This window comes from Acinetobacter sp. 10FS3-1 (assembly GCF_013343215.1).
In the GTDB taxonomy this organism is placed as follows: domain Bacteria; phylum Pseudomonadota; class Gammaproteobacteria; order Pseudomonadales; family Moraxellaceae; genus Acinetobacter; species Acinetobacter lwoffii_C.
In genome coordinates this window covers 160,674-183,703 of record NZ_CP039143.1, presented here as the reverse complement: position 1 = coordinate 183,703, position 23,030 = coordinate 160,674, and the positions used below count along the sequence as shown (strand labels likewise).

The following is a 23,030-nucleotide window of genomic DNA, read 5'->3' as shown; positions in this document are numbered from 1 at the left end:
TTAAAGCCTATAAATTTTGTTACTTTTTAGCAGAGAAAAATTATACAATCCCGTTTTAGAAGGTTGCTTTTCATTCCAATGATTCATAATACTGCTTAGGCAAAATAATAAATGGATAATAACAATGTCATCTTCTCATGAAGATTTACATTCTCCAAAGGATGTCTATTTTCAGAATGCCAGAATGTATCAACTGCTCAAACTGGCCGAATGTGATCTGCAAAACCGTCAACTGATTGAACAGGCACTGGCAGACCGTTCTGCACGCATTCCCCCGCTATTCCGGCAATATTTTTATGATTATATGTATGCGGATAATCACCATGACTTACGTCAGGTAAACTATATGGCGCAGATTGCCTTTTTACTGTACTTCTTTGCCGATATCTTTATTATTCCAGATATATTTTTCCTCTCCGGTGTGTCACGTGTACTGCTTGTGATTGTAGCCATGCTCTGCGGCTCTTACCTGTTTAACCATTATAAAAACATCCAGGTTCTAGAGATGTTCTTGCCCATTTGTACGACAGTCGCTGCCGGAATCTGGATTGGTTTACTGTTGCTCTCTAATAGCCCGCACGTCAGTACCTATCTGTACGCTACCGCTATTTTTATCCTGGTCACTAATCTTTGCATCAAAACCCAGTTCAAAGGCGCACTCTATTGCTCGATATTTATTGCCCTGTTTATGACCATTGGAGCCATTCATTTACTGACTTGGTCCCAAGGTCTTATCTTTGCTGTCGTTTCTATCCCTTTATGGTGTTTTAGCATCTATATTAACTGGAATAATACCCTAAATGTACGCCGTATCTTTCTGCGTAATTTACTGGATGAGTGGAACTATCAGACCCTAAAAAATCTGGCCCATACCGATGATCTGACCAAGCTCTACAATCGTCGCCATTTTGTCAATCTGGCCGAGCAGGCCATCCAGCAATGGCCTAAACATGCCGGTACTTGCCTGTTAATGTTCGATGTAGATCATTTCAAACTGATTAATGATAATTATGGCCATGATGTAGGAGACCGGGTTTTGCAACTGATTGCCGAAGTGACCCGTAAAGAAATGCGTCAAACTGATGTGCTGGCTCGTTTTGGCGGAGAGGAGTTTATTGCGTTACTCGAATATACTCAGCCATATGACAGCTTAATGATTGCTGAACGCATTCGAAAAATTATTCAAAAACAAGTTTTTTATATCACCCCTGACCAGAGTATTCAGTTCACCATTTCAATCGGTATTGCTGAGCTAGAATCACCTGAACAGACTCTAGATGATCTGATCAAAAAAGCGGATCTTGCGCTGTATCAGGCTAAAAAAGCTGGCCGTAACCGGATTAAAATCTATCATCCCGATATTCTTAAACCGGCAACCTCCTCTTCTTCTAAGCACAGGAACATAGTTCAAGCTGTGCAGCAGGCGGCTAAAAACAGTGATAAACAGGTACAATCCTCGTCACCGTTATAACTTAGAATGAACTTATACAGCTAAAGCGGATATGACACATCAGACTCTATAGAGCCTTCAGTTCCGCCTGCCTAATCATGCTGCGCAAGAATCGTAAATAGCCTGGTATTTCACTGATGCGTGCATCTGCTAACGAGACATGAATAAAACCACCAAGGGCTGAATCAGGCAATATATTAAAAAAGCAGTGATTTAAATGCCTATACAAATGAAGATCTCTCAGAAATTACTCAAGATTTGAAGCATCACTCCGAAAAAGGGTTCGGCTTTAAAATTCCCCGTCAGATATTATGGCTACAACATGGTTGTTGTACTTCAAATGCGAATCTAAGAGTATAAAAAAGAGCACCGAAGCGCTCTTTTTTATTAGGTTATATCTGATAAATCAGATACTGCCGCGCGCATAGCGCTTGGCGTAATTTAGGCGGACAGCAGTGCTGTCCAAAACCCCTAAATTACTCCCATTCAATGGTTGCAGGTGGTTTAGATGACACGTCATAGACCACACGTGATACATCCGCAATTTCATTCATGATGCGAGTCGAAATCTTGTCTACCAATTCATATGGAAGATGTGCAAAACGGGCTGTCATAAAGTCAACCGTTTCTACTGCACGCAGCGCAATCACCCAGGCATAACGGCGACCATCCCCTACCACACCCACCGATTTCACCGGCTGGAATACCGCAAAGGCTTGCGCTGTTTTGTCATACCAGCCACTTGCACGCAGTTCTTGCATAAAGATGTCATCTGCAAGGCGCAGAATATCGGCATATTCTTTTTTCACTTCGCCCAGAATACGCACACCCAGACCCGGACCCGGGAATGGATGACGGTAGATCATGCTGTGTGGCAAGCCCAGCGTCGTACCCAATTTACGTACTTCATCCTTAAACAGGTCACGTAATGGTTCAACCAGTTCAAAGGCCAGGTCTGCAGGTAAACCGCCCACGTTATGGTGCGATTTAATCACATGTGCCTTGCCTTGTTTGCTAGCAGCAGATTCGATCACGTCTGGATAAATCGTACCTTGTGCCAGGAATTTGACCCCGTCCAATTTACGTGCTTCTTCAGCGAAGACTGCAATAAATTCACGGCCAATAATTTTACGCTTAACTTCAGGATCAGTTGCACCAGCCAGTGCAGACAGAAAACGCTCTTCAGCATCTGCACGGATCACGCGGATCCCCATGTTTTCGGCAAACATTTGCATCACTTGATCGCCTTCGTTCAAACGAAGCAGACCATTGTCTACAAATACACAGGTCAGCTGGTCACCAATCGCTTTATGCAACAGTGCAGCTACAACAGAGGAGTCCACACCACCTGAAAGCCCTAACAATACTTTTTCATTACCAATCTGTTTACGTAGCTGTTCAATACGCAAATCGATAATATGTTCTGGGGTCCAAAGACCACGGCAACCACAAATCTGGTGCACGAAGTTTGATAAAATTTCTGCGCCTTTCGAGGTATGCGTCACTTCCGGATGGAACTGGATACCATAGAGACGGCGAGTTTCATCAGAAATCATTGCCATCGGGCAGCTTGGTGTCTGAGCAGTAATCTGGAAGCCTTTAGGAAGACGGGCAACCTTGTCACCATGACTCATCCAGACATGCAGCTGGTTTTCACGGTCTTGCAGGTTCCCAATCAGCTGGTCACGTACCAAGATATCTACTTCTGCATAACCGAATTCATGGACTGTGCCTGGCTCAACTTTACCGCCCAGCTGTTCACACATGGTTTGCAAGCCATAACAGATCCCCAGTACCGGTACACCTAACTCAAATACTACTTGCGGTGCGCGTGGGCTGCCTTCCAGATGAACGCTTTCAGGTCCACCTGACAAGATGATACCGTTTGGATTAAATGCACGAATGTCTTCTTCAGACATATCATAGGCATACATTTCAGAATATACGCCAGCTTCACGGACACGACGTGCGATGAGCTGACTATATTGAGAACCGAAATCCAGAATCAGGATACGATCTTCAGTAATTTGAGTATTGGTAGTCATGACAAACAACTATGAAAGGCAAACGAAATAAGCGCTGTATTCTAGCATTTTTCTTGAGTTTACGCACACTATTCCAAACAGGATCAAGATTAAACAGTTAAATTATATTTGAGCTGTTTTTAAACAATCGCCAAGCCAGTATTGGGCTTAAAAACAGGAGAGCCCATTGCAGCCTTGCCTGTTTAAAAATAAGAACCGGGTTTATTTCACCCGTTCAATCCTGATGACATCAATATCGGTCGGTTTATAACGATGAGTATCAACCTCACCCCAGACTTTTACTCGATCACCTGCTTTGAGTTTTAACACTTTCCAGTCATCATTATCGACATCAATCATGATGCTGCCGCTTCGATCTTTCAGCTCAAATTCATCACTGTCTGTCGAGCGCTGCTTTACAATCTGGCCCACTACCGTCACGCCTGTTTCATCTTTCATTTTATACGCTTGGGCAATGCTGACCACATTCTTTTGGGCTTCTGCCATCAGCGCCTGATCGGACTTGGCCTGAAGGGTCGGACTTGCTGCTGCCACTACTAGTGTTGCTAGAATATATTGCTTCATACTCACCCTTTCCTTGCAGTATCATTAAGCTACCATCTAAGCAGAAAGTTGCCATCTGCTCCGCAGCGATTATGTAACAGCAACATTAGCCCCTGTCATCTGTTTTAAAACCATAGCCATAAAAACCGGGCGATGGTGTGACAGTCATGAGTTTGCAGCAGGCCGGATCAGCCCTCGAGCCAAACCACCAGCAGCAAAATAGTCGACTTTTATTACTGACTTTAACGGTGATCACTGTTAGGATTTCAGCACACTTTTGCTTGTACTCGGCTCATGGAACTGATTGATTTTATCTTGCATGTGGATGACCATCTGCTTGAATTTATCACCAATTACGGGATCTGGATTTATGCCATTCTTTTCCTGATTATCTTTGTGGAAACCGGTCTGGTGGTCATGCCCTTCCTGCCAGGCGACAGCTTGTTATTTGCTGCCGGTGCACTGGCTGCCTCTACCGGCGCGATGGACCCCTGGGTGCTGATTCCGCTCCTGTTTGCTGCGGCAGTCTTGGGTGACACCCTGAATTATCATATTGGTAAATATATTGGTCCACGGGTGTTCGAGATTGAATCACGTTTTATTAATAAACAGCATTTAACCTATACACAGAAGTTCTTTGAAAAACATGGTGGTAAAACCATTATATTTGCGCGCTTTGTACCATTTGCCCGCACCTTTGCACCCTTTGTGGCCGGTGCTGGCAGCATGAACTATAAGTACTTCCTGACGTATAACGTGGTGGGCGCTCTGCTCTGGATCAGCTCTTTTGTGATTTTAGGCTATATGTTTGGCAATATGCCGATTATCAAAGACAACTTTACCTATCTGATTTTCGGTATCATTATTCTGAGTGTGATGCCGGGTATAGTCGGCTTTATCCAGCAGAAGCTGAAAAAAAGCAAACCGGCTTAAATCTGTTTTCTTAGAATTAATCCCAAAGCTTGATCCATACTGGAATCAGGCACAGTAAAAGCAGCAATAAGGTGATCTTATAGATCAGCTTGTTGCTGATGCGTTTAAGCTGATTTGCAAGTAATGCCTGTCCGAAGTATATCCAGAAAAAAGTGACCGGCACTGCGACCGCTATAAATGCTGAAAATACTAGCAGAAAATTGACCGGACTTTGCCAGGTTGCTGTGGGTAAAATCCCCGCAGCCAATAGTGCTGCTTTGGGATTTTTCAAGGTTATTCTAAACATTTTCCAAGGATGTAGATGTGGATGGCCCTTGTTATACTGTTGTAATTGTTGGGCCTGATATAAATGAAAGGTCATCCAGCCTACCCAGATCAAGCTCAAGACATGCACCCCCCCTCTAAAGCCGGGCCAGATTGGGGAGAACAAATGAATCAGTAAAGCCCAGGCATTAATGGCATACAGATAGCCGACCAGAATCGCCGGGATATAAAGGCTGGTTTTTAACGGGCCATGCTGATAGGCCGAGCTGGCGACCATTGCATTGGCTGGCCCAGGAATCATCAGGACCGCTAAAATGGCTAGCACAAACAACCAGTTTTCAATCATAGGCAGAGCAACTCTTCAATTCAGGCCGTACCTTAACCAATCTTAAAGCCCGAGAACAAGCGCACAAATTTTTATTTTTTATGCTGATGAGTCATTTTTTCATCAAAATATTTTTATTTTTCTAGCATATCACAGTGCAGATATAAAAAATGCCAGCCTAAAGCCAGCATTTTTGATTATTACAAAGATAGTTAAGACGCCACAGCTTTCCGGGCAATCATCGGACAGTTTTTATAGCGTGCTGCTTGAGCAATGGCTTCCTGTTCACCCAATAGTCGTGCCGTTTCAGTACGTTTGGTATTGGAAGATTGCCCCATATTGACGGATACGCTTGGACCAATGCCCCAGCCCCCCCGACTGCCCCAGCCGCCACCTAAGCCTACTCCCACCCCGACTCCAGTACGTTTAGGTGCTTCCACACCATTATTAATATACTGCTGAATTCGGTTATATTCGCTCTGTAACTGCTGACAGCTAAGTGCCTGATAATGGGTCGGTGAGACATAGGTCGGCTTGATAGTACTTGCACAGGCATTTAGCAGCACCAACATGCCAAGGCCCAGACTTAGTTTCACAAGTTTCATAGTTAGCTCGATCTTAGTTCTGCTCAATCTCATTGAACAATGATTGATAGGCCTGAGTCAATTTATGATCAGTAGCGAGATGAATCAATGGCTGATTTTTTTGATGGGATTCTTTCATCATAATAGAAGGTGGCAACATACTGTTCAGTACAGGCAGTCCCTCATCTTTGAGCTGCTGCACGACTTCGCGTGGCAGTTTTGCCTGCGCCTGAAACTGATTGACCACAATCCCTTCAATTTCCAGACCGGCATTATGATCATCCTGAGTTTCGATGATATTTTCAATTAAAGTATGCAGAGCACGCTTGGAAAATACATCGCAGTCAAACGGAATCAGAACCCGATCTGCTGCAATCAGGGCAGACAGGGTAAAGAAGTTAAAAGCTGGCGGCGTATCAATAAAGACCCGATCATACTGACCGGCCAGAGTCTGCAGAGCATCACGTAGCTTGTAGATTTTATGTTTAGCTTCCAGTCCATGCGCCAAAGCACCCAAATTCGGGCTGGCGGGAATGACCTCCAGATGCTTGAAAGGCGATTGATGCACATAACTTTCCAACCCTTTGGCGCGGGTCTTTAAAATAGAGCCTATCGCATTGCCAAGCAGTCCCTTGCTTTGCTGCTGACCGAGTACATCTGCAAAAAAGTTCTCAATATTGGGTTCTAATGCAGGTTTATCATGTGAATAGGTGGCATCATCGCCCAGTAAATATTGACTGGAATTGGCTTGGGGGTCCAGATCAATCAGCAGTGTTTTCAGCCCCTGGTGCGCACTGATTGCAGCCAGATTCACTGCAATACTGGACTTGCCCACCCCACCTTTTTGATTAAATATCACACGTGTACGCATAAGAACCCCCTTTTCATTTTTGTATTTATTTCACTGAGATGATATTGCGGTTAGTTAATTCATTTTTTTAACCAAACGTTGGTTTGCTAATGACCAACCCGATAATCGCAAGCAAAGAAACCACTGCAATGAGTAGACCTGCCCGACGTTGCACCAACAAGATTGAATCATCTTTTTTATACGCTTTCCCCAAAGATGAAAGCAAAACTAGAAACAGAACGATTTTGGCATAGAACCAGGGCTGCACATCAAAGTCTTTAAGAACCAGCGCAATTACGCCTGTTATCGCAATGATGGTCATGGACAAATGCTGTAAGGCCACTAAAAATTTCTGTGCCACTGGATTAGGTAAATTTCCCTGTGTACCCACAAACAAGGTGAACGCACGTACAAGGATGGCCACTAGGGCCACGCCTGCAACAGACATATGAATTATTTTAACTAAAAGTTGAGTGTCCATAATACGCTCTTAGTGTTTGGGTGCATGTGCACAGGCTGGGCTGGAGGTATCTTGTTCTTTCCATTCCTCAGGTAGAAAAGCATGGATGGCTAAAGCATGGATCTTGTCTTTAGCCAACAAGTCTCCCGCTGCAGCATAGACTTTCTGATGACGCTGTACCGCACGCAGGCCAGCAAACGCTTCACTGACAATAACTGCCTTAAAATGCGATTCTTTACCTGGAAAATACCCCCCATGACCCGAAGATTCATTGACGACTTCCAGATAACTTGGTGACAATTGTGCCAAACGGTCTTTCAGTTGCTGTTCTAAGCTCATGGCCTGACTCCCATTGATAATCTGTCTCCAGTATACCTTGTTCTCTACTCTATTTCGGTGAACGATTTACCTCTAATCATTTGATTGTGGCCAATTTTCATTAAAACCAGCATAACTTTTGTACACCCATCTGCTTACAACCCTAATATTGCTTTTATTTTATGCAATTGATACAAGATTTTTCATAAAGTGATTGACCCTGATTTTTCATGCTGTATTATACACGGCATGCGGGAATAGCTCAGTTGGTAGAGCACAACCTTGCCAAGGTTGGGGTCGGGAGTTCGAGCCTCCTTTCCCGCTCCAAATTCTTTTTTGTTCATTTTTTGTAGTAAAAAACTGATCGCCTATGCGGGAATAGCTCAGTTGGTAGAGCACAACCTTGCCAAGGTTGGGGTCGGGAGTTCGAGTCTCCTTTCCCGCTCCAGATTCAAAAAGCCCTCATCGAAAGATGGGGGCTTTTTTCTTGTTGATTATTAATAATATTTTTTCTAAAACCTATATGTTCCAGCTTTGGAAGAAGCTCTAAAAATTTTAGAAAAAGTATTGTATAAGCTCGCTGCGTGACCAAAAGTGCCCTAAACGTGCCTTCCCTTTATCATATACGAATCAATTCATTCGCTATTCTGGTATTTTTTTAATCAATTTCAGTATAGATAATCAGAACACCTTCCCCATACACTTGACTTCCCTTTTTTCCATCTATTTTAGTATTTTTTTATATGCTTTATTTTGATGGTGACCAAATTTGGTCACCAAAAATACATAGTTAAAACATTTACTTATGATCAAAAAACTCAATTTTAATCTCTTTTAATCAATCATTCTGCTCTTCATTTTTCTTAAATTTTAATAAATCACCCACTTCAACATTAAGTAATACACACAATTTTTCTAAGGTCTCAAAATCTATTCGAGTCGATTGACCATTATATAACTTATGCAATGTTGTCTTACTCATTCCAGTCGCTCGAACTACATCCGCAACTTTCATTCTTCGCTCTGCCAAAAGCACTGGCAAGTTACAAACTATCATTAATTACCACCATTGTGTAATAAAGTACTTGCATAGTGTCTTAAATGCATTTATTATCGCATTGTGGTCTTAAATAACACCATTGTGATACTTTATAAAAGGATACAAACATGAATCTTACTTATATTACTACAAAAGAATTGGCGGAACGAATCCATTATAACGAACGTACTATCCGTAATCAGTTAAAAGATAGCGTTTTGATCGAAGGCATTCATTACATTCGCCCTTTTGGTGGTCGCAAAATTTTATATGTATGGGAGCGTATTGAAGAAGATATGACTAAAACAACTTTAGGCTCGCTACACAGCCTACAACTTCTGTAAGGAGAACATAATTATGGCTGCTATTCGTACTAGATACGGTAAGTTATGTGTCGATTTTCGATACTTAAGTATCCGTTGCCGTGAAACCACCGCTCTTGAAGACAATGCTCAAAATCGAAAAAAGCTTGAAAAAGCGATTGAACGAATGGAGGCAGAAATCTTATTGGGTATTTTTGACTATGCTAAATACTTTCCAAAAAGTTCTCGTTTGAAAGAAATCAAAAATGCAGAAAACAGAGTAAATGAAATCAGCTCAAAAACACCTCTATTTTCTAAGTTCTGTGAAATCTGGTTCACTGATAAAGAAATAGAATGGCGTACAAGCTACAAGGAAAAAATTCAAATTGTGATCAGAAAGTACTTAATTCCTTTTTTTGGCACAATTCCGGTTATTAATATCAAAAAGTCAGACATTCTTGGATTCCGTTCATCCCTCGCCAAAGTGACTCACGGGAAAAACCAAGAATGCCTTTCACCATCAAGAATCAACCAGATTATGATAGCACTTCGTATGATACTCGATAGTGCTGCCGAACGATATGACTTTGACAGTCCTTATAAGAATATCAAGAACTTAAAGCAAGGGAAAATTGAAGTCACGCCTTTTTCATTAAAGGAAGTACATGCAATTTTAGCCACAGTTCGTGATGATTTTAAGCCCTATTACACTGTTCGATTTTTCACAGGTATGCGCACCAGTGAGATCGATGGATTGCAATGGAAAAATGTGGACTTACAACGTCGGGAAATCCACATTCGTGAAGCATTAGTAAATGGAGAGCTTGGTGGAACCAAAACTTATGGTTCTGACCGCACCATCCAAATGAGTGATCGGGTTTATCAGGCCTTTCTGCAACAGAAAAGCTTAAATAATGGTAAATCCAGTTTTGTTTTCTGCAATCGTGATGGTGGGCCTCTCGATTATCGCCTTATTAACAAGCGTGTCTGGCATCCCCTACTACGCTTTTTAGGGCTTAAGCCCCGACGTGCTTATCAAACACGTCATACCGCTGCAACATTATGGTTATCTGCAGGCGAGAACCCGGAATGGATCGCACGCCAGCTGGGACATTCAACGACTGAAATGCTATTCCGGGTCTATAGCCGTTACATCCCCAATGTTACGCGCCGCGATGGTAGTGCTTTTGAAGCCATGCTGGAGAGACTAAATACAGAGGAGCTTGCCCATGAACAGTAAAGCTTTCTTTGGTGGCGTAGTCGTTAGCCCAGAAGCAGATATGGTCGCGCGTGAACTCATTCAAGAGTTACACATTCCCAAACTGCACAATCTGGCCTTTTTGCTGGAAATCAATAAATGCTTCGATGATCACCAAGCATTAAGACTCTGGCTACAGCGAATGCTGGATGAAGGGCAAGCTCATTACGATGACTTGGCTCAACAGGCCCGTTTCCGGTTAATGAGCCTAGCTCACTCATAAAACAAACATAAAAGGTCATCAAATCGATGACCTTAGCCCCTCTATACCTATAAAAAGGTGAACACATGCATAAAGATATTTCAATTTGGATGCCACTCTATATTGGCGACCTACAGGCAAAATTTGCACGAATGACGGCAGAACAAATTGGTGCGGCACTGCTGTTAATGATGGATTTCTGGAAAAATGGTGCCATTCCTCATGACCTAGCTACTGTATGTAGCATCACGAAATTATCGCAACATACCAAGGCTAAAACTTTGTTGAATACACTGTTGGCCCTGGAATTGTTTGAAATCGAATCTGAGGAGATTCATTCAAATTTTTTAACCAGTTTAAAAAGCCAGGCATTGCAAAATCAGCAAATGAAATCTGATAAAGCTAAAAATGCAGCCCAAGCACGTTGGGGGAAATCCGCAAGTAATGCTCAAGCATCAGCCAAGCAACGCAAAGTAAATGCTCAAGCAACTCTTGAGAAGAGCCCGAGTATTACTCAAGTCATGCTTGAATCATGCCCTTCATCTTCATCTTCATCTTCATCTTCATCTTCATCTTCATCTTCATCTTCAAATTTTGAAGAAAAAAATGAGAGTTTTTTAGAAAATTCAAAATGGATTTAGGAGATCAGCCATGAATACCATGCTTAAAACACTCCAGTTTCGCGCAGAAACAACGGAAACACTTTGCCCTACCCATCATATACCCCTGATGGAAATTGCAGGTCACAGGCTCTGTAAATTGTGTGCCAAAGAAAACGTCCATCACTCACATGCAGCCTATGAGGATGAATTGCAACAGCGATTGCTACAACAGAAAATTAAAAATTCAGGGCTCAATAAACGCTACCTGGATCGTGGCTTCAAGAATTATGTAGTTGCATGCCCTGAACAAGACAATACCATCAAGCTATGTCAGGCCTTTGCACAGCAGATTATTTCTGACCACAACCCGAACATGTTGATGATTGGTACACCGGGTACAGGTAAAACCCATCTGAGTGCATCAATCATTCGCAACATTCTACATAACAGTACAAAATCTGCACGCTACTATACCAGTGCAGAAATTGCTCAAAAAATGATGGATACCTGGTCAGATGCTTCACGTTCTGAGAAGCAAGTTATCGACCATTTCTCCAATTTTGATTTATTAGTGATAGATGAATATGGCCTGCATGACCGGCATGAAAAACGTCTAGAAATGGTACATAAGGTTTTATATAGCCGTTATGACAGTATGAAGTCGACTCTGCTAATTTCCAATTTCACAGTCCAAAATATGCAGCGGGATTTAGGTGTCCGATTATGGTCACGATTACATGAGAACAATTTGATTGTAGTGCCATGTTATTGGGATGATCAGCGGATAACCAAATAATACGACTCTTTACTTAAGCCAATTATCTCACTGAAATAATTGGCTTTTTATAATCAGATTTTTCAAAATTGCATTAATATTATATTTTAGATAAATGGTAGTTTTATTTGATAAAATTGGGTAAAAAGGTTCTTTATACGAATACTGCCTCTTATGGATTATGCAGATCATCCATCAAGTTGATACCTACCCTACCTAAATTACACTATTAAAATTCAGAGTTCCCAAGAAATCATTATGTTAGAGCCAATTTTTAAGCTAATACCAGTTAAGAACTATCGTCATCCCTATGAAGTTAAAAAAGTCTCTTATATGGAAACGGGCGATCCAAGATTGAGTTAGAAAAAGTGGGGCTCAGCGGACGCTTACACCTCAAAACACTCTCACTATAAAAATATTTAAAGACCTGTTTACTATAGAGAAAAAGCCTTTAAATGTTCATGGCAATAATGATGTAGATATTGTACTCAGTGAAGAAATTTCGAATATTATCAAGGCATATATCCTTGCTTCTTGACAAAATGGAATATTATTCTTTAAACAAATTAAACATTGAATCTAATTAAACTATTTTCTGACTTTCGAGTCAAAAAAGCCTCAATAATATGAGGCTTTTAATTTCAGAGATTTAATATTTAATAATCATGCAATGATAATTTTCCATACGATTGAATTTTTTCAAACTCTTCCCCATGTTGTTCAAGTAGTCTCTCCAATACAAAACATTGCTTTGAGGATAAATCCTTAACCTTTAATCCTGCTGCTTTTAGAATACCTTTTTCCTTAAATCCAACTTGATGCTCTTTCTCTAGATACTGTAAAAAATCTCTCCAGAAATATTTATCTATAGAATTTATTTTGTTCTGAATAGATATAGCATCAGCTATTTTCTGTTTATGGTTTGCCTCATCTACGATTAATTCAGCCTTCTCTTTATCAATTAATTCCTTAATAAACTCTGAGGTAATAAATGTATCAAGTTTTTGTGATTCAGCTATAATCGTGCCCCAACAAGCATCTTTCTTAGCCCATTCTGAAGTATTATTTGTTGTACGAGCTTGGTTTGGGCTGGTCAGAATATTATTTATCTCCCTAGTTAGTTCAACTAAAACTTTTTCGAAGTTAGCTGAGAGACACTGCTCCTTCCACATTCTTAAATAATCAATTTTTTTACTATTTTTCTTTAAAAAATAAGATAGATATGCAAGGGTATAAATAACAATATTAGCTCTATAGCCATTTGTATACCATTCTTGAGCTGATACTAGCTTTTCAGTTTGTTTAAAAATTATCGCTCGAGCCACAATCTTTTTAAAGTAATAATCATTTACCTTCCCCTCTGCCTCCATTTTTTTCCAGTTTTTAGAAATATATTCAGAGAATTTAGCAAAGTTCTTTTGTGCTCCCATATTTACCCATTTAGGTTCAGGGCTATCCCATATCATCATATATTTTGCTAAATCTGTCTTAGTAAAAAGCTGCGTTTTGGGATACTTAATTTTTAATAAATTACGGTTTCCACTTGCCAACATTTCATTATATTGCCCACGTGAACGCTCATAGAACCATCCCGAGTCCCTCAGAACTGTTTTTGTTGGTGGTGCCCATAACTTTCTTGATAATTCTTCAATCTTAATATGATAAGGATGATTAGCAGAAAGGTCTGAAATATTCACTTTATTCTGGGTATTGGCATATTCAGAAATTTTAGGAATTATTTTCTCACTTTGACTGTCAGAAACTATAGTTAGTTTCATCTGGACAAATATCTTGGAAAGGTCTGCCTTATCCTTTATTTTTGCTTTTGCTAAAGAAGCAGTAGTTTGTCCACCATTTACTATCTGTAAGTCAACTATTCGTGAAATACAGCTTCGTCCTTCCTTATAAATAATTTCTATATCAGATGCTGTAGCAGTAATACCATTATTATAAGAAAAGAAATATTCTGGTTCATGTAAAATAGTATTTCTGATTCCTTTATTAACTCCTCCTTTTGCTTGTAAAAAACTGCGTACATTTTGCTCTAGCAATCTTGCTCCATAATCATTATATAGATCAGCAAGAATATCACCTGGACAAATAACTAGATAAGAAGGTAAAGCTGTATCACCTAAATGAGCATGTAGAGGCTTTGTTGCATAAAGGTTTGAAAGGCTGAACTCCTCTAAGTAATCCAAATTTAAGAGACAACTTGGGTATGCGGGCGACCTAATTCTGTGAATTTATTCAAAACCGCTACGCGTGCGTGGATCTCATTTACCTGACTTGGAAAACTCCGCGCTGTTAATTTATCGCCTAATAATTTGATGCAATGCATCTTGGTTTCAACCAAACTTCGACGGTGATAACCAGACCACTTTTTCCAAAGCGATCTGCCTAGCCGTTTGACTGTCTTTAATAATTCGTTCCGCTCTATAGACCTCGCTTGCTGATCCTTCCAAGGCTTTGCATTCTTTCTAGGTGGAATGATCGCATGTGCATCTCGATCTAAAATGACTTGTCGGCAGTGCTTTGTGTCATAAGCACCATCTGTATAAACAGAATCAATTGGTTCATCCAAGGGAATTTGAGCAAGTAAATCTTCGAGTACTTGAGAATCACTGACATTATTTGTGGTGAGTTGTACTGCACGTATTTGCAGGGTTTTAGCATCTATAGCAATGTGAAGCTTACGCCATTGGCGACGATATTCAGCCCCATGTTTCTTGCGTTTCCATTCACCTTCACCAAGAAACTTCAAACCAGTAGAGTCTACGAGTAGATGCAGTCCATCACTACTTTTTTGATAGCTAATCGCAATATCAATATGCTTTTGTCTACGACAAAGGGTGGAATAATCCGGAGCTGTCCAATCTAATCCAGAGAGTTTAATCAGACTTTGAACAAAACCTGTGACCATACGTAAAGAGAGTCGGAATAGTAATTTGATCATTAAGCAGCATTGAATCGCTGTATCGGAGTAGGTTTGATTTCGACCTTGCTTGCCTTGTGATTGTGCATACCACTGAGTCTTTGGATCAAACCAAATGGAAATATTACCTCGGTTAATTAAGGCTCGGTTATAGGATGACCAATTGGTTGTACGGTAGATTTTAGAGGCAGGCTTATTCATTTTGAAATTATATTGCTGAATAAGCTTTTGATGCTAGGTTTGTGCAACAAAGCCATTCTGCATAGTGCTTATTAAATACTCTATGAAGTAAAGCTATATTTTCATGCTCTAAAGCTGTAGGCATTGCGGAATAAGCAAGAATTTCATTACTTACCTCGTCAATATAATCCAACACCTTATCTTTAATCTGGTTTTACACATTTACAAATGTAGAAACGTTAATAAGCATTGAACAATGTTCATAAGCGTCATGTCGGATATTTCGGATACATTTACTTATCAAAAAAGAGGCTATAGCTTCTTTAAGTGACCCAGGTAAGTCTTTTAACACAAAAGTTTTTTTATGTTTTAATGGGATATACTTACCTATTTCCTGTGGATCTAATATTACATGTACATATCGGTAATCAGGTTCAAGAAATATTTTTCTGGCACCGAAATAATTTGTTGGAGCATCTAGATTATAGATAAAGTCTTTTGGAAAAAGATCTTCAGCGCATTCCCCGTAAGAATCAGGATCAATAAAAATATTTGCAAATGGTGTCGCGGTATATCCAACATAACATGCCTGATTAAAAGACTTTAGAATTGTTCTTAGATAGTTATTTGTCTTAGTAGGATCCAAATCCGGAATATTCGTATTAATTGATGCGTTATCAGCCTCATCATCAATCATTAATAAAGGCACATTATTAATTACACCATTGGCTTTTAACCCGTTCATATTAAAGTTTACAAGCCATTCATACAAATTTTTTAAGGTTGTTACATTTTTCTTGATTACCAGAATAACAGGTTTATTAAAGCCTCCAATTTCTGTAGCTATACTAGTCGCAAGTGTTTTATTAAAGTCCTGCTCAACCGTAGTAAACGAAACTGGATGTGGGAATTGTCCATCAAATTCTGCACCAACACCAATTGGAGTTTTTTTACTGTCTTTGGCACTAATACGTCCTATGAAGCCCTCATCAATACGTTGCTGAGTCTGTGATCTGAGATTGTTATGGATGCCTGCAATAACAATAATGAATTTATATCCTGCATCGGCAGCTTTTGTGATTAATGACAGATAGTTGCTTGTCTTTCCTGATTGCACATCACCAATTACCAAGCCTCTTCTCTGAAAAGATTTGTCTTTCTTTTTAGGATCACTTAAAAGGCTCAAAATAGAGTCGTTAACTCGTGAGATCGAATTTACTACTCCTGGAGGCATACCCTTCCCACGTAAATAATTTTCATATGCAGTAGCGTAAATTTTTTCACTACTTTCGATACGCTTAACCCAATCCTTATCATGTTCAGCCTCTTCACTAACGACTGATGTCCCTAAATCCATTCGACAATTTACTTTAGATTCTACATATCGAACTATACCCTCTACATTACCTTCATAATCTAGGAAATCAGCTGTTTTTCTTACAATCTCCTCAATATAAGGAATTTCATAAGACTCCTCATTTTTTTTGGTACATTTAGCTATCGAAAATTGTGCTACATCATATTGTTCTGAATTAAGCATAATATGCTTCCAACCACTCTTCTAAATTATTACTGTATTTTTCAAATAAACCACATGCTAAAGCAGCCTGTTTGAAACTATGCTTTTGCATTTGTTTAGCTTCCATGAAATCTGCAAAAGCAATAAATTTTTCTTGCATCTCCTCCAGATCATAATTCTCATGTAACGAGATCTGCTTAGGATTAGAAGTCATATCTGCATAAATGCTTTGAACTGGTAAACTACTTTCCAGAATTTCTAGTAAAGTATTAAAATTATTTCTCTGTTCTTCTGAAAGTGAATTTTTAAACTTCTGATAAACCGGAAAGTTTCTGTTAATTCTGTAATTTATATATTCCCCCGAAAACCTGTTCCAAGGCACTTCATTGGTTTCTAAAGCTTTATTAACCCTTCGGGATGATAAACGTACGCTAGCTTCCGATATTCTACCAATAACCTGTTTCAGCCTCTCTAAAACTGCGAGTGGTGGTGTAGCTTTGGATTTTTTAATATCAATAGCCCACAGATCATCAATCTTCTTATCAAAGTTAATCTGAACACGTGCATATTTGGTTGCTTCTGATTTTGGAATTAACCGAAACCAGTCACCCCATACCATAAGGCGATGATTTCGATAAACATAAGCACCCTGATTATTTAAAAAATCACTTCTCTTTTTGAAATTTTCATAATCACTTCTATCCATTTTAGAAAAATGAGGAAGGATAAAAGCCTGAATAGTAACAATAGAGTCGTTAATAACTATTTTTTCTTGGGCTTGGTTTTGAGTAAAACTATTTTGTAAACAAAAAGGATCAAAAGGTTGAAGTTCTATGTTATTTAACAATATGGATATTTTTTTCCCAAATACTTTTCCTTCAAGAAATTTATGAAATACCAACTCAAGATGTTCTCTTAATTTACCAAGCACCCCCGCAACTTGGCGTGGGGAAAAAGTATCTTTGTCACCTGATAAAACCCTATCAAGGTTCTCCCACATGACAATAGTTCCATGTACTTTGATTTTTTCCAGATATTCCTTATCCAAACGGATATCCTTTGGATCCAAAATCTCTAATAACCATTGATCCTTTTCAACAACGTAATCCAAGTCCCATCTGGCAGCAGAAATTTTGCTATTCTTTGAAGAGATTACTGTTAATCGACGTGATTGAGAAAAAGAAGCGGTCTTAAGTCCTAATCCAAATCTCCCCAAATCCTCATCTGCTCTTGCAGCAACAGGACTTTTTGTAGCGAACCTGAGAGCATCATATAATTCTTCATCATACATCCCGACCCCATTATCAATTATCAAAAAATGTGGGGTGGGATTTTCCAAAAAGATTAATTCGATCTTATCTGCTGAAGCTGCAATACTATTATCAATAATATCTGCGACTGCTGTATCGAGTGTGTACCCTATATCGCGCATAGATTGCAAAATTGAAGCTGCGCTTGGCTGAAGTAATCTGGTATCACTCATTTCTATTATAAAATTTAAAAAGTTTACTATTTATTCAAATATACCAATAATTTAATTTTAAAACATACATTTCATGTTTTTATTAAATTAACCCGAATCCTGTTTAAGCCAACCATTCGATTACTCGAATGGTTGGCTTATTTCGGTGGCTCAATTGATATGCGCACAATGAAGCATAAATCCCTCCTAGAAATCCACAAACACTACGTGCTCTACTCGTCACTAAATTGTATTGTCCTTTCAATAAGCTGAATAACGTTTCTATTTTATTGCGCTGCTTTAAGTGATATTCATCTGATGCAGATAATTTAATAGACTTCATGTTCTTTCGGTGATAGGTAATTAAATCAATACCTTGTTCTTTTAATCTGCTTTTTAATTGTTGACTGATGTAGCCACGGTCGGCATAGAGTTGCGCCTGTAAACCTTCAGCTAATTGTTCAACCATTTTAATGTCAGCAACATGTCCATTTGATAAAGCAGAACAGGCAATTTCACCAAATTGATTCATCGCAATATGTAATTTACAGCCATAAAACCAGCCCATTGAGCTTCTACCACGTGATGCAATTTGGACTAATGATTTATGACGCTGAATACGTTGATTTTTACAAACTGGCAGAGTTGTTGAATCAATCCATAAATATTGTGTAGCTTGGTCTTTCATCAGCGCCACATGTAAAGCGTGTAGGGCCAATTGGTGCATATTGATCAGATGAATCATCCTTTGATAGCAAGGCAAGTACTTAAATAAATGGCTTTTATCTTCTTTTAACCAGGTGAAAAAGGCTTTGAAATTATTGAAGTGAGAATACTTATACCAAATGGCGATAAAGATGATTTCAGAGATACTCAGCTGCGCTTTTCGGATTCTTAAGCAGTGATGGCTTTGCTTGAGGAATTTCCAGTAGGTTGCTTCAAATTTAAGAAAGAAATCATCAATTACACAGAATAATTCGGTACTATTGAACATCGGGACTAGAGTTGTGAGTTTGGTGTGATAACTCAACTGATGGCTCTAGTCCTCCTATTTTTCAAGTTAATTTCTTATCCGCGATTCGGGTTAAATTAATATTTTTAAATCTTCTTTAATAACCATCTTTTAATAAACCCTATAGGACCTCATCCACAATAAATCTGCTAAATAGTTAACTTTAAAATTTACCTTCTAACCTAAAGATATTTTAAAATGGCTTTGTTGCACAAAGATTTGAAATGCAAAGCGCCCCTAATTGAGCCAAATTTAAGGCGTAACTTGGGTAAGTGGTCGACCTAATTCCGTAAATCTGTTGAGGACTGCTACACGTGCATGAATCTCATTGACTTGGCTATCAAAACTCCTTGCACTGAGTTTCTCTCCTAATAATTTAATGCAATGCATCTTAGTTTCAACCAAACTTCGTCGATGATAGCCTGACCATTTTTTCCATAGTGTCCTGCCTAAACGTTTAATTGTTCGAAGTAATTCATTTCGCTCTAGGGAGCTACTCTTTGTATCTTTCCATGGTTTCGCATTTTTTCCAGGTGGAATCACCGCATGCGCTTGCCGATCTGCAATGACCTGACGGCATTGCTTGGTGTCATAAGCTCCATCGGTATAAACAGAGTCAATCCGCTCATCTTGTGGAATCTGATCAAGTAAATCACCAAGTACCTGTGAATCACTGACATTATTTGTTGTGAGCTCAATAGCGCGTATTTGAAGGGTTTTAGCATCTATACCAATATGTAGTTTACGCCATTGGCGACGATATTCAGGTCCATGTTTCTTGCATTTCCATTCGCCCTCACCTAGAAACTTCATGCCTGTAGAGTCCATGAGTAGATGCAGCCCATCACGACTTTTCTGATAGCTTATCGCAATATCAATATGCTTTTGTCTTCTACAAAGCGTGGTGTAATCTGGTGCTGTCCAATTTAATCCGCAAAGTTTAATCAGACTTTGCACAAAGCCAGTGACCATACGTAAAGACAGACGGAATAAGGATTTAATCATTAAGCAGCATTGGATGGCTGCGTCGGAGTAGGTTTGATTTCGCCCTTGTTTGCCTTTTGATGGAGCATACCATTGCGTAGCAGGATCAAACCAAATGGTAATATTTCCGCGATTAATGAGTGCTCGGTTATATGCGGGCCAATTGGTTGTGCGGTAGATTTTAGGTGCGGGCTTATTCATTTGAAAATTATATTGCTGAAAAAGCCTTTACAGATAGGTTTGTGCAACAAAGCCTTTTAAAATTCATATTTCTAGGCGTTTACTGATTAAAGTTTTTTAAGTCTTGTGCGATTGACAAGACCTGGTATTATGCATGTGTTTTTTAAGTTATCAGGCTACTATGAAAGATAATGATATTTTAGTAATTGATCTATTCTCTGGGCCAGGTGGACTCGGCGAAGGATTCGCCTCTTACATAGATAATAACAAGCATCCTTTTAAAATAGGCATGTCTGTTGAAAAAGATCCACATGCTCATATGACACTAACTACAAGAGCGTTTTACAGACTTGCAAAGCAAACAGGCTGTCTAGATGGTTACTATCAATATTTAAATGGCAACCTTACAAGAGATGAACTGTTTGAATCATATAAAGAAATTTATGAATCAGCTTTTCAGGAAACCTTGAAAGGTCCTTCTGAATTAGGTAAAGATAATGACCACATTCATGCTAAAGTAAAAGAGCTAACAGAAAATCATTACGGACCTAAAATTTTAATCGGAGGTCCCCCTTGCCAAGCCTATAGTTTAGCTGGGCGTTCTAGAAATGCCGGCAATAAAAACTATGTTCCTGAAGAAGATCACCGCCACTTCCTTTATAAAGAATATTTAAAGGTTCTATCGATAGCAAAACCTGATGTGTTTGTTATGGAAAATGTGAGAGGGATTCTTACTGCCAAAGTTGAGAATCAACTCATATTTCCTCAAATTCTTAATGACCTGCAAAATCCTTCAGAGATTACGGGATCAGAAGATTGCCCTTCATATCGAATATATTCTCTTGTGGAAAAAACTGATGATGCTGATAACTCTACTCCAGTCAAGCTGAACTACCTGATTAAATCCGAAGAATTCGGGATTCCTCAAGCTCGACACCGAGTTATTCTGCTTGGAGTGAGGGAGGATATTGAACATATACCTGATATCTTGGATAAAAATATTTATCCTAAAGTTTCAGTTAAAGAGGCTATTGGTGATTTACCAAAACTACGAAGCGGGTTATCAAAAAAAGATGATTCTTATTATTCTTGGCAGCAAGTTGTATCAAGTAATGCCGAGACATTAAGCGCATTAAATAATATTGGTGTTGATGTTAATAAAACAGATCTCCAACCATATAAAGATTTAAAAAGAAAAGAAACTATTCATAAATATAAATCATCGAACCAGTTGCCAGATCATTTGAGGAAATGGATTCTTGATCCTGAACTGAATCTAGTTCTCAATCATGAGACAAGAGGACATATGGAGTCAGATCTGCTCAGATACAGTTTTTGTGCATTATATGGTGAACAGAGAGGGTTCTCACCTAAAGCTGAAAATTTCCCGACTAAGCTTGCTCCACAACACCAGAACTGGAATTCTGGGTCTTATAATGACCGTTTTCGTGTGCAGCTTGCTCATAAGGAAGCCACTACAATAACAAGCCATATTTCAAAAGATGGTCATTATTTCATTCATTATGATCCAAAGCAGTGTCGAAGTCTCACTGTAAGGGAAGCAGCAAGATTACAAACATTCCCCGACAATTATATATTTGAAGGAAACCGTACTAATCAGTATACGCAGGTCGGAAATGCTGTACCTCCATTTCTTGCTCGACAGATCAGTACAATTGTTTTCTCATTGTTAAAAAAACATTATAGCGATTTATAAAAATTAAATTCTGATGTTCAGTCAATAATGCCTGAACATCAGAATTGCTAATGAATGATCAGTTCTGAAGATAGCTTAAATTACTTCAATAAAAGAGCTTTCACTCATTAACCATTCGGAAATAATATTGATTACCCTATCTGGATCTTTGGTCGCACCTCTAATACTACATTCCCAGACAATACCTACTCTCCAGCCATTCTCTAACAATAAATTTATTGATTTACTGTCATTAGCTTGATTCTTTATTATTTTTTCCTGCCAGAATTCAGTTCTGGTGGCGGGTAATTTAAAAAGACGGCAACCCTTATGACCATGCCAAAAACATCCATTTACAAAAATCACAGCCTTGTATTTAGGCAGAACGATATCTGGTTTACCTGGTAGATTCTTTACATGAAGACGAAAGCGGAATCCTTTTTTATGTAGTAATTTTCGGATTAGTATCTCGGGTTTCGTATTCCGTCCTTTGATACCCGCCATCATACGACTTCGGGTAGAAACATCGACAATATCTACCATACTTTTCACCCTACTATTTTGCTTCGCACTTTCTACCGATTGATTTAATAATTTAAGTCGGTTTCTTTATTAAAGTGGTTTTAGGTCTTAAGGGCTTTGTTGCACAAAGATTTGAAATGCAAAGCGCCCCTAATTGAGCCAAATTTAAGGCGTAACTTGGGTAAGTGGTCGACCTAATTCCGCAAATCTGTTGAGGACTGCTACACGTGCATGAATTTCATTCACCTGACTAGGAAAGCTTCTTGCCATTAATTTATCGCCTAATAATTTGATGCAATGCATCTTGGTTTCCACCAAACTGCGGCGATGATAGCCTGACCATTTTTTCCATAATGTCCTGCCTAAACGTTTAACTGTTCGAAGTAATTCATTTCGCTCTAGCGAGCTACTCTTTGTATCTTTCCATGGTTTCGCATTTTTTCTAGGTGGAATCACCGCATGTGCTTGCCGATCTGCAATGACCTGACGGCATTGCTTGGTGTCATAAGCTCCATCGGTATAAACAGAGTCAATCTGCTCATCTTGTGGAATCTGATTATGAACCGTACCGGGTTTGTCGGAGACTTTTTTAT

General features: G+C 39.2%; 23 protein-coding genes, 2 tRNA genes and 1 pseudogene. 10 read left to right on the top strand and 16 right to left on the bottom strand.

Annotated elements, in window-relative coordinates:
• Positions 1–124: 124 nt before the first annotated feature.
• Positions 125–1,471, top strand: coding sequence for a GGDEF domain-containing protein (locus E5Y90_RS00820; RefSeq protein WP_174659133.1), 1,347 nt, complete (start codon positions 125–127; stop codon positions 1,469–1,471).
• Between the two features lie 455 nt (positions 1,472–1,926).
• Here E5Y90_RS00820 and guaA read toward each other — a convergent pair whose 3' ends face one another.
• Together guaA and E5Y90_RS00810 are read right to left on the bottom strand one after the other, a co-directional pair.
• Positions 1,927–3,495: a glutamine-hydrolyzing GMP synthase gene (guaA, locus tag E5Y90_RS00815; protein WP_174659132.1), complete on the bottom strand. Its 1,569-nt coding sequence runs from the start codon at positions 3,493–3,495 to the stop codon at positions 1,927–1,929.
• Positions 3,496–3,696: 201 nt separating this feature from the next.
• The gene (locus E5Y90_RS00810; RefSeq protein ID WP_174659131.1) at positions 3,697–4,059 is read right to left on the bottom strand and encodes a NirD/YgiW/YdeI family stress tolerance protein; all 363 of its coding nucleotides are present in this window, start codon (positions 4,057–4,059) and stop codon (positions 3,697–3,699) included.
• Positions 4,060–4,332: 273 nt separating this feature from the next.
• On the opposite strand from E5Y90_RS00810, the gene E5Y90_RS00805 reads away from it, so the two are divergent.
• The gene (locus E5Y90_RS00805; RefSeq protein ID WP_151207236.1) at positions 4,333–4,971 is read left to right on the top strand and encodes a DedA family protein; all 639 of its coding nucleotides are present in this window, start codon (positions 4,333–4,335) and stop codon (positions 4,969–4,971) included.
• A gap of 16 nt (positions 4,972–4,987) precedes the next feature.
• Here E5Y90_RS00805 and E5Y90_RS00800 read toward each other — a convergent pair whose 3' ends face one another.
• The 5 genes from E5Y90_RS00800 to E5Y90_RS00780 form a co-directional block, all read right to left on the bottom strand.
• Positions 4,988–5,581: a threonine transporter RhtB gene (locus tag E5Y90_RS00800; protein WP_174659130.1), complete on the bottom strand. Its 594-nt coding sequence runs from the start codon at positions 5,579–5,581 to the stop codon at positions 4,988–4,990.
• 191 nt (positions 5,582–5,772) lie between these two features.
• Positions 5,773–6,165 carry a hypothetical protein gene (locus E5Y90_RS00795; protein WP_151203605.1) on the bottom strand — a complete coding sequence of 131 codons (393 nt, stop codon included), beginning with the start codon at positions 6,163–6,165 and terminating at the stop codon, positions 5,773–5,775.
• 13 nt (positions 6,166–6,178) lie between these two features.
• Entirely contained in the window at positions 6,179–7,015 is an 837-nt protein-coding gene (locus E5Y90_RS00790) for a ParA family protein (protein ID WP_174659129.1), read from the bottom strand.
• A gap of 67 nt (positions 7,016–7,082) precedes the next feature.
• Complete coding sequence (locus tag E5Y90_RS00785; protein WP_174659128.1) at positions 7,083–7,475, bottom strand: SirB2 family protein; 393 nt, start codon at positions 7,473–7,475, stop codon at positions 7,083–7,085.
• Positions 7,476–7,484: 9 nt separating this feature from the next.
• Positions 7,485–7,793 (bottom strand): BolA family protein, encoded by a 309-nt coding sequence (locus E5Y90_RS00780; RefSeq protein WP_151203599.1) that lies wholly within the window; start codon positions 7,791–7,793, stop codon positions 7,485–7,487.
• Positions 7,794–8,023: 230 nt separating this feature from the next.
• Between E5Y90_RS00780 and E5Y90_RS00775 the strand changes: the two genes are divergently transcribed.
• Positions 8,024–8,099 (top strand) — tRNA-Gly (locus tag E5Y90_RS00775).
• Between the two features lie 45 nt (positions 8,100–8,144).
• A tRNA-Gly gene (locus E5Y90_RS00770) sits at positions 8,145–8,220 on the top strand.
• 390 nt (positions 8,221–8,610) lie between these two features.
• Here E5Y90_RS00770 and E5Y90_RS00765 read toward each other — a convergent pair.
• A complete protein-coding gene (locus E5Y90_RS00765; RefSeq protein WP_010588955.1) occupies positions 8,611–8,829 on the bottom strand; it encodes a helix-turn-helix domain-containing protein in 219 nt (72 codons plus the stop codon).
• Positions 8,830–8,939: 110 nt separating this feature from the next.
• Between E5Y90_RS00765 and E5Y90_RS00760 the strand changes: the two genes are divergently transcribed.
• The 5 genes from E5Y90_RS00760 (at position 8,940) to E5Y90_RS00740 (ending at position 11,971) form a co-directional block, all read left to right on the top strand.
• On the top strand, positions 8,940–9,155 hold the full coding sequence (locus tag E5Y90_RS00760) for a hypothetical protein (RefSeq protein WP_004985715.1): 216 nt from the start codon (positions 8,940–8,942) through the stop codon (positions 9,153–9,155).
• A gap of 13 nt (positions 9,156–9,168) precedes the next feature.
• The gene (locus E5Y90_RS00755; RefSeq protein WP_174659127.1) at positions 9,169–10,353 is read left to right on the top strand and encodes a site-specific integrase; all 1,185 of its coding nucleotides are present in this window, start codon (positions 9,169–9,171) and stop codon (positions 10,351–10,353) included.
• On the top strand, positions 10,343–10,594 hold the full coding sequence (locus E5Y90_RS00750; RefSeq protein ID WP_174659126.1) for a hypothetical protein: 252 nt from the start codon (positions 10,343–10,345) through the stop codon (positions 10,592–10,594). Before E5Y90_RS00755 ends, E5Y90_RS00750 begins: the two co-directional genes overlap by 11 nt.
• A gap of 65 nt (positions 10,595–10,659) precedes the next feature.
• Positions 10,660–11,214: a DUF1376 domain-containing protein gene (locus tag E5Y90_RS00745; RefSeq protein WP_174659125.1), complete on the top strand. Its 555-nt coding sequence runs from the start codon at positions 10,660–10,662 to the stop codon at positions 11,212–11,214.
• A 10-nt stretch (positions 11,215–11,224) separates the two neighbouring features.
• Complete coding sequence (locus tag E5Y90_RS00740) at positions 11,225–11,971, top strand: ATP-binding protein (protein WP_034682254.1); 747 nt, start codon at positions 11,225–11,227, stop codon at positions 11,969–11,971.
• Positions 11,972–12,606: 635 nt separating this feature from the next.
• Here the strand turns inward: E5Y90_RS00740 and E5Y90_RS00735 are convergent.
• The 6 genes from E5Y90_RS00735 to E5Y90_RS00710 all read right to left on the bottom strand — a co-directional run bounded on the left by E5Y90_RS00735 (position 12,607) and on the right by E5Y90_RS00710 (position 20,240).
• Positions 12,607–14,148, bottom strand: coding sequence for an AIPR family protein (locus tag E5Y90_RS00735; RefSeq protein ID WP_174659124.1), 1,542 nt, complete (start codon positions 14,146–14,148; stop codon positions 12,607–12,609).
• 2 nt (positions 14,149–14,150) lie between these two features.
• The gene (locus E5Y90_RS00730) at positions 14,151–15,083 is read right to left on the bottom strand and encodes an IS5 family transposase (protein WP_130149031.1); all 933 of its coding nucleotides are present in this window, start codon (positions 15,081–15,083) and stop codon (positions 14,151–14,153) included.
• 193 nt (positions 15,084–15,276) lie between these two features.
• A complete protein-coding gene (locus E5Y90_RS00725) occupies positions 15,277–16,602 on the bottom strand; it encodes a Z1 domain-containing protein (protein WP_174659123.1) in 1,326 nt (441 codons plus the stop codon).
• The gene (locus E5Y90_RS00720; protein WP_174659122.1) at positions 16,595–18,064 is read right to left on the bottom strand and encodes an ATP-binding protein; all 1,470 of its coding nucleotides are present in this window, start codon (positions 18,062–18,064) and stop codon (positions 16,595–16,597) included. Before E5Y90_RS00720 ends, E5Y90_RS00725 begins: the two co-directional genes overlap by 8 nt.
• Before the next feature lie 103 nt (positions 18,065–18,167).
• Positions 18,168–19,037: an IS982 family transposase gene (locus E5Y90_RS00715; RefSeq protein ID WP_174660531.1), complete on the bottom strand. Its 870-nt coding sequence runs from the start codon at positions 19,035–19,037 to the stop codon at positions 18,168–18,170.
• 270 nt (positions 19,038–19,307) lie between these two features.
• Entirely contained in the window at positions 19,308–20,240 is a 933-nt protein-coding gene (locus tag E5Y90_RS00710; RefSeq protein WP_174659121.1) for an IS5 family transposase, read from the bottom strand.
• A 160-nt stretch (positions 20,241–20,400) separates the two neighbouring features.
• On the opposite strand from E5Y90_RS00710, the gene E5Y90_RS00705 reads away from it, so the two are divergent.
• A complete protein-coding gene (locus E5Y90_RS00705; RefSeq protein WP_168406787.1) occupies positions 20,401–21,936 on the top strand; it encodes a DNA cytosine methyltransferase in 1,536 nt (511 codons plus the stop codon).
• A 75-nt stretch (positions 21,937–22,011) separates the two neighbouring features.
• Here E5Y90_RS00705 and E5Y90_RS00700 read toward each other — a convergent pair whose 3' ends face one another.
• The gene (locus E5Y90_RS00700) at positions 22,012–22,458 is read right to left on the bottom strand and encodes a very short patch repair endonuclease (RefSeq protein WP_168406777.1); all 447 of its coding nucleotides are present in this window, start codon (positions 22,456–22,458) and stop codon (positions 22,012–22,014) included.
• Between the two features lie 144 nt (positions 22,459–22,602).
• Positions 22,603–23,007, bottom strand: a pseudogene (locus E5Y90_RS00695) (IS5 family transposase); the annotation flags it as partial.
• Positions 23,008–23,030 lie beyond the last annotated feature (23 nt).